This window comes from Pantoea sp. A4, assembly GCF_000295955.2.
Lineage (GTDB): Bacteria > Pseudomonadota > Gammaproteobacteria > Enterobacterales > Enterobacteriaceae > Pantoea > Pantoea multigeneris.
In genome coordinates this window covers 1-14,340 of the sequence record NZ_ALXE01000031.1, presented here as the reverse complement: position 1 = coordinate 14,340, position 14,340 = coordinate 1, and the positions used below count along the sequence as shown (strand labels likewise).

At 54.7% G+C, this 14,340-nt stretch carries 6 protein-coding genes; 3 read left to right on the top strand and 3 right to left on the bottom strand.

Annotated elements, in window-relative coordinates; translation table 11 throughout:
* Nucleotides 1–194 (top strand): hypothetical protein (locus tag B880_RS27115; protein WP_237761019.1); only part of this gene is annotated, 194 nt, incomplete at its 5' end.
* Between the two features lies 1 nt (nucleotide 195).
* Here the strand turns inward: B880_RS27115 and B880_RS0115525 are convergent.
* From B880_RS0115525 to B880_RS0115515, 3 genes are all read right to left on the bottom strand, one after another.
* A complete protein-coding gene (locus tag B880_RS0115525) occupies nucleotides 196–1,593 on the bottom strand; it encodes a sugar porter family MFS transporter (RefSeq protein ID WP_026042691.1) in 1,398 nt (465 codons plus the stop codon).
* A 414-nt stretch (nucleotides 1,594–2,007) separates the two neighbouring features.
* Nucleotides 2,008–3,159: a methionine adenosyltransferase gene (gene metK / locus B880_RS0115520; protein WP_017348358.1), complete on the bottom strand. Its 1,152-nt coding sequence runs from the start codon at nucleotides 3,157–3,159 to the stop codon at nucleotides 2,008–2,010.
* A 171-nt stretch (nucleotides 3,160–3,330) separates the two neighbouring features.
* Nucleotides 3,331–3,639, bottom strand: coding sequence for a hypothetical protein (locus B880_RS0115515; RefSeq protein WP_017348357.1), 309 nt, complete (start codon nucleotides 3,637–3,639; stop codon nucleotides 3,331–3,333).
* Nucleotides 3,640–3,978: 339 nt separating this feature from the next.
* Between B880_RS0115515 and speA the strand changes: the two genes are divergently transcribed.
* Nucleotides 3,979–5,955 carry a biosynthetic arginine decarboxylase gene (speA, locus tag B880_RS0115510; RefSeq protein WP_071524410.1) on the top strand — a complete coding sequence of 659 codons (1,977 nt, stop codon included), beginning with the start codon at nucleotides 3,979–3,981 and terminating at the stop codon, nucleotides 5,953–5,955.
* Between the two features lie 1,378 nt (nucleotides 5,956–7,333).
* A partial coding sequence (locus B880_RS26740) for an Ig-like domain-containing protein (RefSeq protein ID WP_017348354.1) occupies nucleotides 7,334–14,340 on the top strand: 7,007 nt, incomplete at its 3' end.

The following is a 14,340-nucleotide window of genomic DNA, read 5'->3' as shown; positions in this document are numbered from 1 at the left end:
ACAACGCTACGGATTTCGGAGGGCAGGGTAATCGGAGCGAGCCACGTCGCAGCCCGATTGCCCTGACAGGCCGAGGCATCTCGATTTCACAGGCAACGGTTTTGACGTTGACCTTCACCTTCACCAACCATAAAAGCAAAAAAAATCCGCACCCCCGAAGGCGTGCGGATTTATCGATAACCGGTAAAAGCTAAATCAGTCGCGTGAACCGATATCGCGCAGCTTCTTACCAGACATCAGGTTGCGCTCGATATGCTCCAGGGACACGCTTTTGGTCTCTGGGATCAGCACCAGGGTAATCAGAATAAACAGCACGTTCAGTGCGCCGTACAGCCAGAAAGTATTGGCGTTACCCAGGTTATTCAACAGCGTCAGGAAGGTTGCGCCCACGATCATATTGGCAATCCAGTTGGTCGCGGTTGACACGGTAATACCGAAATCACGCCCTTTCAGCGGCTGAATCTCTGAACACAGAACCCAAATCAGTGGACCTGCACTCATCGCGAAGCCGATGATAAACATCAACAGCATAGCGATAGCGAAGTACTGCGCACCCGCTGAGTGAATGCCAACGTGCAGCATCGTACCCAGAACGCCCATGCCGGCGGCCATCACCAGGAAGCCCAGGATCAGGGTTGGTTTACGACCCCAACGGTCAACCAGACCAATGGCAATAAAGGTCGACAGCATATTCACTGCGCCCACAATCACCGTACCCCACATCTGCTCAGTGGTATTGGTAAAGCCAGCAATCTCGAAAATCTTCGGCGCGTAATACATAATCACGTTCATGCCGGTAAACTGCTGCATCACCTGCAACAACACACCGAGGAACACCGCGCGACGGAAATTACTGTTGCTGGTAAACAGCGCCCAACCGCTCTGCTTAATCTTCAGACTCTCACGAATCTCATCCAGCTCACGCTTAGCCTGCTCACTGGTATCACGCAGACGATCCAACACACGCTGTGCATCGCGGAAATTCCCCTTCGCCGCCAGCCAACGTGGACTGTTTGGCAGGAAAAAGACCCCAACCAACAACAGCAACGCGGGAATGGTAATCACGCCCAACATCCAACGCCAGTTGCCGGTAAAGCTAAACGCCGTATCAGACAAGAATGCCACCAGAATCCCGATGGTAATCATCAGCTGATACAGAGAAATCATACTGCCGCGAATATTCTCAGGTGCGATCTCAGACAGATACAGCGGTGCAGTATACGAAGCGATCCCCACAGCCAGACCTAACAGCACACGTGCCGTAATCAGCATCTCTGGGTCAGCCGCCATGGAAGACCACAGTGAACCGATAACGAACAGAATCGCACCGGCCATCAGGCTCTTCTTACGACCTAAATGTGATGACATCCAGCCGCTGCCGACTGCACCCACCGCAGCACCGAACATCATGGAACTTACAATCCACTCTTGCTGGTGTGCTGAAACATTAAAGTCCTTGGCGATAAACGGCAGAGCGCCGGAAATAACACCGATATCCAGACCGAACAACAGCCCGGCCAGAGCGGCTAGAAAGCAGACAAACAAGGTCATAACCTTGTTTGAGGTTCTGCTTTTTTGTGAAGTGACAGGCATAGTGCCTCCGAGTTTAACCATCATTGTTATTTATTAATGTTAAAAAACCTTTCCCGATAAAAAAGTGAGATAGATCACATCAATGTAATCGTTTACACATGTCAGAGTTGTGTAAAGGCCCAAATTTATGCCCGAAAAAGACGAATAACCCGTAAGGTATTACAAATACTAAGTTTCTGATAACACCATAAAACTCAGCTATCAGAGTGCGATGAAAATAACGCATTTCTTAGCTAATGACTACGCAGAAAAACTCCTAAATACTGGATAACTAAAAAGTTTCAAAATGTAATCGTTAACATCATGTTGCAATCCAGTGACATCAAAATGTAGCAGGATATAAACAAAACATTGGGCAAACAGGCAAAAAAAATGCCCCGCCGTAGGGGCGAGGCATTCTGCCGGAAAAAAGGATTACAGGCCAGCGGCTTCACGCAGCTGAGCAGCTTTATCCGTTTTTTCCCATGGGAAGTGTTCACGACCAAAGTGACCGTAAGCTGCGGTCTCTTTGTAGATCGGCTGCAGCAGATCCAGCATCTGAATCAAACCGTATGGACGCAGGTCGAAGAACTCGCGCACCAGCAGGGTCAGCTGCTCGGTAGACACTTTCTCAGTACCGAAAGTCTCAACCATGATAGAGGTAGGCTCTGCAACACCGATGGCGTAAGAAACCTGAATCTCACAACGGTCAGCCAGGCCAGCAGCAACGATATTCTTCGCGACATAACGCGCAGCATAGGCAGCTGAACGGTCAACCTTTGATGGATCTTTACCAGAGAACGCACCACCGCCGTGACGTGCCATGCCGCCGTAGGTATCTACGATGATTTTACGGCCAGTCAGACCACAGTCACCCATTGGGCCACCGATAACGAAACGGCCAGTTGGGTTGATGTGATATTTGGTGCTGGCGTTAATCCACTCTGAAGGCAGAACCGGCTTGATGATCTCTTCCATCACCGCTTCTTGCAGATCTTTCTGACCGATATCTTCAGCGTGCTGAGTAGAAAGGACTACCGCATCGATACCGACAATTTTGCCGTTATCGTACTGGAAAGTGATCTGGCTTTTCGCATCTGGACGCAACCAAGGCAGCGAACCGTTCTTACGGACTTCAGCCTGACGCTGAACCAGACGGTGTGCATAGGTTACTGGTGCTGGCATCAGCACATCGGTTTCGTTGGTGGCATAGCCAAACATCAGGCCCTGGTCGCCCGCACCTTGCTCCAGTGGATCGGTACGGTCAACACCCTGGTTGATATCAGCAGACTGCTTACCAATAGCGCTCAAAACGGCGCAGGAGTTGGCGTCAAAGCCCATGTCGGAATGAACATAGCCAATTTCACGCACGGTATTACGGGTAATCTCTTCGATATCTACCCAAGCGTTAGTGGTGATCTCGCCACCTACCAACACCATACCGGTCTTCACGTAAGTTTCGCACGCCACGCGCGCTTTTGGATCCTGTGCCAGGATCGCATCAAGCACTGCGTCAGAAATCTGGTCGGCGATTTTATCAGGATGTCCTTCTGATACGGACTCGGACGTAAAAAGATGTTTAGCCATTCTGTTCTTTACCTTACAAATGGTTTGAATTCAACTGCATAGCGTAAGAGAGGCCAGGCCTGACTCAACGCCCCTTCAGGCAAAGCCGCGAGCAGTAAAGCAGTAGATAACACAGCTGTGATTAGCCTGGGTGTTAATCAGTTTAGATGGAAAACCATCTGGACGGCCATTTTAGGTTACTGTGTAAGCGAATTGCCAGTCCTTTTTCAGTTTCCGCACTTTAAGCAACAGCCAAACCCTGATTAATTCTCTGAGTTTTAACCCAAAGGCGGCATATTGTTTTTGCTTTTTACCCCCGTAGGGGGTATAAATCGCCGCGACTGCCGCAAGGCGGGAGTCACATGGCGTCAGGTACGCCAGGCCAGTCAGAAAGCACGCTTTTTGACCCTTACCCAGACCTTTTATCCACATGTTTTTGCATGTGAAGAGGTGAAAGCAGTAATGAACCAGGCTTTTACTCAGCGCCTTCTTGCGCATCATGCTGGCACCCCGGCCATTTTCTCTTACCTCCCCCTCACTTTACCTTGCCGAAGTTGCGCGTTAAGTCGTCATTATCCCGACACGCACGCCGGTTAACCTGCTGCGTTACACTTACGCTCGCGGTTTTTTTCGCAGGCATAGCCCGCGAACAATCCAGTTTTTTCCTGGTCTTCTTATAGAGAGGAGCTGGTGAATTACACTTATTGTCTTGTGGCACGTATGCAAATGCTGACCACAGAGATAAAGAGGCACAGCCATTGGTGAAGCAACATCGCCCTGGATTACTGGCAATAACACCGGAAAACGGTTTCATCTTTCAACGGAAAATTGAGGTTCGTGATGTCTGACGACATGCAGAAAATCAAGGGTTCGTCAGCTGGCGAACAGGGTAAGCTCCGCTCAATGCAGGAGGTCGCGATGAACGATCAGGAAGCCAGCAAAATGCTGCGTACCTACAATATTGCCTGGTGGGGCAATAACTATTACGACGTCAATGAACTGGGCCATATCAGCGTCTGTCCAGACCCGGACCGCCCAGAGATTCGTGTCGACCTGGCGAAGCTGGTTAAAGAGCGTGAAGCTCAAGGGCAACGCCTGCCAGCACTGTTCTGCTTCCCACAGATTCTGCAACACCGCCTGCGTTCGATTAACGCGGCGTTCAAGCGTGCGCGTGAATCTTACGGCTACACCGGTGATTACTTCCTGGTGTATCCCATCAAGGTCAATCAGCACAAACGTGTTATTGAATCCTTGATCCACTCTGGCGAGCCGCTGGGGTTAGAAGCCGGTTCTAAAGCAGAACTGATGGCGGTACTGGCGCACGCCGGTCAGACGCGCTCAGTGATCGTCTGTAACGGCTATAAAGACCGCGAATACATCCGCCTGGCGCTGATTGGCGAAAAACTCGGGCACAAGGTTTACCTGGTGCTGGAAAAAATGACCGAAGTGCGTCTGGTACTGGAAGAAGCTGAGCGTCTTAACGTCGTACCTCGTCTCGGTATCCGCGCGCGTCTGGCCTCGCAAGGTTCAGGCAAATGGCAGTCGAGCGGCGGTGAAAAATCCAAATTCGGCCTCTCGGCGACGCAGGTCTTGCAGCTGGTTGAGATTATGCGCAATGCCGGTCGCATCGACAGCCTGCAACTGCTGCACTTCCACCTCGGTTCGCAGATGGCGAACATCCGTGATATCGCCACTGGCGTACGTGAGTCTGCACGCTTCTATGTTGAGCTGGCTAAGCTCGGCGTCAACATCAAATGCTTCGATGTTGGCGGCGGCCTCGGTGTTGACTACGAAGGCACTCGCTCGCAGTCAGATTGCTCGGTTAACTACGGCCTGAATGAGTACGCGAACAACGTCATCTGGGCAATTGGTACCGCTTGTGATGAGCATGGGTTACAGCATCCAACGGTGATCACTGAGTCTGGTCGCGCCGTGACGGCACACCACACGGTGTTGGTTTCCAACATCATCGGGGTTGAGCGCAGTGAATCCTCTCTGCCAGAAGCGCCCCCGGCAGATGCACCTCGTCCGATCATCAGCATGTGGGAAACCTGGCAGGAGATGCACGAGCCTAACGTACGCCGCTCACTGCGTGAATGGTTGCACGATAGCCAGATGGATCTCTATGACATCCACACCGGCTACTCCTCAGGCACCTATGACCTGCAACAGCGCTCCTGGGCAGAGCAGTTGTATCTGAGCATTTGTCATTATGCTCAAACCCATCTCGACCCAAGCAACCGCGCACATCGCCCAATCATTGATGAGCTGCAAGAGCGTATGGCCGACAAGGTGTACGTCAACTTCTCTCTGTTCCAGTCAATGCCAGATGCATGGGGGATCGATCAGCTGTTCCCGGTACTGCCGTTAGAAGGGCTGGACAAGAAGCCAGAGCGTCGGGCCGTGCTGCTGGACATTACCTGTGATTCGGATGGTGCCATCGACCACTATATTGATGGTGATGGGATTGCCACCACCATGCCGATGCCAGAGTACGATGTGGATAACCCACCGATGCTCGGCTTCTTTATGGTCGGGGCTTATCAGGAGATCCTCGGTAACATGCACAACCTGTTCGGTGACACCGAAGCGGTCAACGTGTACGCCCATGCAGAGGGTGAGTTAGAGGTTGAACTCTCCGATGAAGGTGACACCGTGGCTGACATGCTGGAGTACGTGCAGCTGGACCCGAACGAACTGATGACCTTGTTCCGCAATCAGGTAAAAGAGACAGACATCGACGATGAGCTGCGCCAGCAGTTCCTTGAAGAGTTTGAAAGTGGGCTATACGGCTACACCTACCTCGAAGATGAATAATCCCCTCTGATGTTGACCGGGCCATCACGGCCCGGTTTCTATTAGCTGTGAGAATAACCCCACCCAGATAGATTCTATTTAATTTGTGAACCTGGTCACCTTTAATAATATGTTTCATTTCCTTAACTGAGAGTGATGTTAAAGAGAAAATGCTATCTGACTAATTTTATTAATAAAGCTTTCCGCTTTCATTTCCCTCTTTACTTAACTTGATGTTTCCGAGTTAACGTTGTCACAAATACGTTACATAAGACGCTATTCACATCCTGTTATGTATAACGAAAACTAAAACATTAGCTTTGTAATAGTTACTCGAGACACTATATTTTTTGGAGTGTTTCAGATAAAGCCAGTTTTGTCTGAGGATAAATTTCACATAGTGAAATAATCATTAGGCATCTAATTTGTTTTGTTTTTTATTTTAAAAAACAATGATGTATTTTTTTGTTGTGATGTCAAGCCGATGGTTGGATATATTTATCCCAGGATTAATCTTAATGTTTTGTCGCTTTTAGGTGAGGTAAAATTAGGATTGATTGGCTTTGGCTATCAATTTTTGATTTTTAATTCATATAAATCTATTTTTCAAAACGTAAGTGCTGCGTTAGCATCTTGTAAAGGTGATAAGATTTACCAATGTTTCCTTAGCGAATTTCATGAGAAACCCTGACATTTCAGTGGCTCACTCCGTTAACGAAGGAAATGGTTTGTGCAGCATCAGGCGTGCGATTTTATTCCTGACTGGATAGGTTTTCCTTTATTTTTGAGTGATAGCGTAAGGGCTAAAGATCTATCTTCATGCACATGGGTAAATGTAAACCTCAACATAAAGCTGGCACTAAAAAATTAAATTTTAGTCAGCTAACTGCCTGTTAAAAATGGCACTTCACTCTCTGTTTAATTGAAAAAATTACCCACCTTCACCACCAGGAATCGAATTTTGTAGCGATCTCAGCGTTACGGATTTTGCGCGGCAATATCCGGCTGATCGGCTAACGAATAAGACGATTCACGGCATGCTGTACACCTCTGACCGAACGTCTTTTTCATTGATTTGCTGAAGAAATCCTGGAATAGCTCTGGGTTTTTTACCTCAAGTGAGGATGCATAAATGTCAAAAAAGGGGGTCAGGAAACTCTCGCTTTTCATCCCCAATCAATTGATAAAAATGACATTTATCCGCTGGCTTACAGGAAAAAACACAAGGCTCGCTCACAGGATGGAGGCTAAACAAGGCTCAACGCGACTTCATCAACGGTTGGTTTGAGGTCGGTGACGAGAAGGAGTGAATATTAAAAAATATTCACTGATGATACCGGTATCTAAGGATGCCGGGCGTTTTTATGGATACTGATAACCTCGGCGGGATCAAGATAACATGAATAACATCTCAGTAACTCCTAAAGGCGGGACGCTCACTTCCCAGCTTAGTGGTAATCAAGTCAATTTGACTGCTCCGAGTGTGGTTAAACTCAATTTAAATCAATCTGATATCAAATCTTTCGCGCGCAGCAATAATGATCTGATCATCACCACCAAGTCGGGTGAAGTGGTGGTGATCCATAACTTTTACGGCCCTAACGGCGACAGCGATCTGGTCCTGCAGGATGACAGAGGTGCGCTGTGGTGGGTGGAAGATCCGGCAGATGGCGGCCACTTTGTTGCCATCGACAGTACGGATGGCCTGTTAGCTGAAAACAGCACAAACAACAATGCTATCGCGGCATTCGGCTTGGGCGGCGCAGCTCTGGCAGGGATTGCGGCGATGTTTGCCGGGGCGCACAAAGATGGCGGCTCGGGTGGTGAACAGAATAACGGCGGTGGTGATAACGGCGGTGGTTCCGATACCACGCCACCGAATGCCGCCACCAATCTCGTACTGACTGACGATGTGGGCACCATTAAGGGCCCAATCATTAACGGTACCGTGACGGATGATAATATCCCAACACTCACCGGTACAGCAGAGGCCGGTGCGGTAGTTAAAATTTACGATGGTTCCACCCTGCTGGGCAGTGCCACCGTCGGCGCTGATGGTACCTGGAGTTTCACCTTACCAGCCCTGGCTGATGGGCAACACAGCGTGACTGTCACCGTCACCGATGCCGCAGGCAACGTCAGTACAGCGACTTCTCCCATCACTTTCACGGTCGATACGGCGGCGCCGGAAGCGGTTGGCGATGTCACTGCAAGTAACAACAACGGCGAAACAGCAGTACCGATCGCTGCGGGGGGTGTGACCAACGACAATACGCCAGAGATCAGCGGCAAAGGCGAACCCGGCAGTATCATCACCATCACCGATGGGACCACAGTGTTGGGGAGCGTCGTTGCTGGTGCAGACGGTAGCTGGAGCTTCACTTCACCTGCACTGTCCGATGGCAGCCACACTTTGAGCATCACCTCGACCGATGCTGCAGGGAATGTCAGTGCAGCCACGACCATTACCTTCACGGTTGATACCACGGCGCCTGATGCTGCCAGCGATCTGCAACTGGAAAATAACAACGGTGATGTCTCCACACCGATTGCAGCAGGTGGTGTAACCAACGACAACACGCCAGAACTGAGCGGCAAAGCGGAAGCGGGTAGCACGGTATCCATCTACGATGGCTCTACGCTGCTGGGCACGGTCACTGTTGGCAGCGACGGCACCTGGCACTTTACTTCACCTGAACTGGGCGAAGGCGCGCACAGCCTGACCACCACCGTGACCGATGCGGCGGGTAACGTCAGCCCGGCGAGCGATCCGATCAGCTTCACCGTGGACACCATCGCACCTGAAGCGGCAAGCGGTCTGACCGTGACAGACAACGTCGGCGACAGCCAGGGCGAGCTTGCCAACGGCGCAACCACCGACGACAACACGCCAACTCTGGCAGGCCAGGCGGAAGCGGGCAGCATCGTCACCATCTATGACGGCGACACCCTGCTGGGCAGCGTAACCGCCGGTGCAGACGGCAGCTGGAGCTTCACCACCCAGGCGCTGAGCAACGGCGCGCACAGCTTCACCGTGACCGTGACCGATGCCGCGGGCAACGTCAGCCCGGCGACCGATGCGTTTGATATCAACATCGACGCTGGCCTGCCTCCGGCCACCAGTTCACTGGAGGTCACCGACGATACCGGGGCAACGCTGGTACAGCTGGCAAACGGCGCGTTTACGCACGACAACACGCCAACCCTGAGCGGGCTGGCAACGGCCAATGCCTCTATCGTGATTTACAACGGCGATCAGATTATTGGCACGGCGACGGCAGATGCGGACGGGCAGTGGGTGTTCGACACCTCTGCGCTACCGGATGGTGAATACAGCTTCCACGCCATCGCCACTGATGTCGCAGGCAACACCGCTGACTCCATCACCATCAACATCACCATTGATACGGTTGCGCCTGACGCTACCGGGGATCTGGCGTTGGTGAATGACAACGGCGCTGAGCCGGTGGCCGTAGCCGAAGGTGCTGCCACCAACGACAACACCCCAACCCTGAGCGGCACGGCGGAAGCGGGTGCCATCGTTAAGGTTTACGATGGCAGTACCCTGCTGGGCAGTGTGACCGCAGATGCCGAGGGGAAATGGAGTTTCACTACGCCAAGCCTGAGCGATGGCAACCACAGCCTGACCACCACGGTGACGGATGCGGCGGGCAATACCAGCGCCGCCTCTGATGCGTACAACTTCAGCGTAGATACCGTACCGCCAGTCGCGGTAGGTGAGCTGGCACTGCTCAATAACAATGGCAGCGTGGACGTACCGATTGCCGCCAACGGCATCACTAATGACAACACGCCAGAACTGACAGGAACGGCAGAAGCCGGTGCAGTCATCACCATCTCCAACGGCGATACCGTCCTGGGCAGCGTGATTGCAGGCAGCGATGGCAGTTGGAGCTTCACCAGTTCAACCCTGGCCGATGGCACCTACACGCTGAGCGTCACTGCGACCGATGCCGCGGGCAACGTTAGCCCAGCCACAGATATCACCTTCACCATTGATACCGTCGCACCTGAAGCGGCAACGCTGGTCAGCGTGACGGATGACGTGGGTGATGCTCAAGGGCCGCTGGCCAGTGGTGATACCACCGATGACAGCACGCCAATTCTGCGTGGTACGGCTGAGCCTGACTCCATCGTTAAGATCTACGATGGCGGAACGCTGCTCGGTAGTGCAGCGGTGGGCACTGACGGCAACTGGGCCTTCACGCCTGCGGCTCTCAGCAACGGCGCGCACAGCTTCACCATCACAGTAACCGATGCGGCAGGTAACGTTAGCGCGGCCACCCCAGCCTTTGACCTGACGGTGGAAGCCTCTCTGCCACCGGCCACCAGCTCACTGGAAGTCACTGACGATACAGGTGCAGCACTGGTACAACTGGCGGACGGCGCGTTTACCCATGACAACACGCCAACCCTGAGTGGCCTTGCTACACCTAATGCCTCCATCGTGATTTACAACGGCGATGTGGTGATTGGCAGCGCGACGGCAGATGCCGCGGGTCAGTGGGTGTTTGATACCACCACGCTGCCAGACGGTAGCTATGCCTTCCATGCTGTAGCCACTGATGCTGCGGGTAACAGCGCAGATTCCGTCACCATTAACATCACCATCGACACCGTTGCGCCGGAAGCGGCGGGCGATCAGTCGCTGGTGAATGACAATGGCGCAACACCAGTGGTGATTGCCGATGGCTCGTCTACCAACGACAGCACGCCAACCCTGAGTGGTACGGCGGAAGCGGGTACGGTGGTGAAAGTCTACGACGGCGACACCCTGCTGGGCAGCGTGGCGGTAGATGCCGATGGCAACTGGAGCTTCACCACACCAGAACTGAATGACGGCAGCCACAGCCTGACTACCACCGTGACCGATGCGGCGGGTAACGTCAGCGCGGCTTCCGATCCGATCACCTTCACGCTGGACACCGTTGCACCAGCGGCGGCGACCGATCTGCAACTGGTGAACGACAGCGGCAGCACCATTGTGCCAATCACCGCAGGCAGCGATACCAGCGACAACACGCCAGTGCTGAGCGGTAAAGCGGAAGCGGGCGATACGGTTTCTATCTACGACGGCACCACACTGCTGGGTACGGTCACCGTGGGGCAGGATGGTAGCTGGAGCTTCACGGTTCCGACGCTTAGCGATGGCGCACACAGCCTGACCACTACCGTAAGCGATGCCGCCGGTAACGTCAGTGCGGTTTCCGATCCGCTTGCATTCACGGTGGACACCGTAGCACCTGAAGCCATTACCGGACTGACGGTGACGGATGACGTTGGTGATTCACAAGGCCAGCTGGCATCCGGCGCAACCACCGATGACAACACGCCAACCTTCGCCGGTCAGGCGGAAGCTGGCACCATCGTGAAAATTTACGATGGTGAAGTCCTGCTGGGCAGCACCACGGTGGGCAGCGATGGCAGCTGGAGCTTCACGCCTGTCGCCTTGAGCAACGGTGCGCACAGCTTCACCACCACAGTGACCGATGCAGCGGGGAACGTCAGCCCAGCTTCTGCGGCCTTTGAACTCAATATTGATGGTAATCCGCCAGCCACCACCAGCTCACTGGAGGTGACCGACGATACCGGCGCGATCCTGGTACAGCTGGCCGATGGGGCCTTTACCCATGACAACACGCCAACCTTGAGCGGCGCGGCACCGGCGGGTTCAGCCATCACCCTCTACAACGGTACGGAAGTGATCGGCAGCGCAACCGCCGATGCAAACGGCCAGTGGGTGTTTGATACCACCACACTGCCAGATGGCACCTATGCCTTCCACGCGGTAGCCGTCGATCCAAACGGTAACTCGGCAGACTCCATCACCATCACCATTACTATCGACACCGTGGCACCAGAAGCGGCAGGCGATCAGACGCTGGTGAACGACAATGGCGCAGCGCCAGTGGCCATTGCGGATGGCAGCGTCACTAACGACAACACGCCAACCCTGAGCGGCACGGCTGAAGCGGGTAGCGTGGTCACCGTGTCCGATAACGGCACCGTGATCGGCAGCACCACCGTGGGCAGCGACGGCAGCTGGAGCTTTACTGCCCCAGCCCTGACCGACGGCAGCCATAGCCTGACCACTACCGTCACTGATGCGGCGGGTAACGTCAGCGCCGTGTCTGATCCTATCGGCTTTACCGTAGACACCCAGGCTCCGGCGGCGGCAGGCGATGAAGCGCTGACCAACGCCGATGGCGAGGCGATTGTGGATGGCGATGCTACCAACGATACCTCACCAGTGCTGAGCGGTACGGCGGAAGCGGGCAGCACGGTATCGGTATATGACGGTACGGCACTGCTGGGTACGGTAACGGTGGGCCAGGATGGGAACTGGAGCTTTACCGTTCCGGCACTCAACGATGGCAACCACAGCCTGACCACCACCGTGACTGATACGGCGGGTAACGTCAGTGATACTTCTGCGCCAATCAGCTTCACGGTGGATACCGTAGCGCCAGCGCCAGCGGGCAACGAAGCGCTGACCAACGCCGATGGCGTGGCGATAGTGGATGGCGGTGCCACCAACGACAGCGCGCCAGTTCTGAGCGGCACGGCAGAAGCAGGCAGCACAGTGTCTGTTTATGACGGTACTGAACTGCTGGGCACGGTCACTGTGGGTACTGATGGTAGCTGGAGTTTCACCACCCCTTCACTGGGTGATGGCGCACACAGCCTGACCACCACCGTCACAGATGCGGCGGGCAACGTCAGCCCAGCGTCTGATCCAATCAGCTTCACCGTGGATACCGTGGCACCTGAAGCGGCAACCGATCTGCAACTGGCGAACGACAGCGGCAGCCTGGTGGTGCCGATTGCGGCCGGTGGCGACACCAACGACAGCACGCCAGTGCTGAGCGGTAAAGCGGAAGCGGGCAGCACCGTCTCTGTCTACGACGGCACTGCATTGCTGGGTACTGCCACGGTGGGCCAGGACGGCAACTGGAGCTTCACCGTTCCAGCCCTTAATGATGGTGCACACAGCCTGACCACCACCGTGACCGATGCGGCGGGTAACGTCGGCCCGGCGTCTGAAGCGATCGGCTTTACCGTCGATACCGTGGCACCGGAAGGCGTCAGCGGGGTCACCGTGACCGATAACGTGGGCGACAGCCAGGGCGAACTTGCCAGTGGCGCAACCACCGATGACAACACACCAACCTTCGCCGGTCAGGCGGAAGCGGGTGCGGTGGTCAAAGTCTACGATGGCGAAACCCTGCTGGGCAGCGTCACTGCAGGTCAAGACGGCAGCTGGAGCTTCACGCCAGATGCTCTGAGCAACGGCCCACACAGCTTTACCACCACTGTGACCGATGCGGCAGGCAACGTCAGCGCGGAAAGCCCGGCGTTTGACCTGACCATCGCGGCGGGCGTGCCACCAACCACCAGTTCGCTGGTGGTGACCGACGACACCGGCGCGACCCTGGTACAGCTGGCAGATGGCGCATCCACCCATGACAACACCCCAACCCTGAATGGCCTGGCGGGCGCGAATGACGCCATCACGCTGTACAACGGTGATGTAGTGATTGGCAATGCCACGGCGGATGCAGACGGCCAGTGGGTGTTTGATACCAGCACGCTGCCGGATGGCACCTATGCCTTCCACGCAGTGGCAACGGATGCAGCAGGTAACACCAGCGACTCTGTGACTATCACCATCACTATCGACACCGTAGCGCCAGAAGCGGCAGGCGATCAGACCCTGGTGAACGACAATGGCGCAGCGCCGGTGGTGATTGCGGACGGCAGCGCCACCAGCGACAACACGCCAACCCTGAGCGGTACGGCGGAAGCGGGCAGTGTGATCACCGTATCCGATAACGGCAACGTGATCGGCAGCACCACCGTTGGCAGTGATGGCAGCTGGAGCTTCACCACCCCAACCCTGAGTGACGGCAGCCACAGCCTGACCACCACCGTGAAGGATGCAGCAGGTAACAGCAGCCCGGCCAGCGATCCGATTGGCTTCACTGTGGATACCCAGGCTCCGGCGGCGGCAGGGGATGAAGCGCTGACCAACGGCGATGGCGTGGCGATTGCGGACGGCAGTGCGACCAATGACAGCGCACCAACCCTGAGCGGCACGGCAGAAGCGGGCAGCGTGGTGACCATATCCGATAACGGTAACGTGATCGGCAGCACCGCCGTCGGCACTGATGGCAGCTGGAGCTTCACCACGCCTTCACTGGGCGATGGCGGCCACAGCCTGACCACCACGGTGACGGATGCCGCAGGCAACGTCAGCCCGGCCAGCGATCCAATTAGCTTCACCGTTGATACCCTGGCACCAGAGGCGGCAGGCAATGAAGCACTAACCAACGCCGATGGCGTAGCCATTGTGGATGGAGGGGCGACCAACGACAGCGCGCCAGT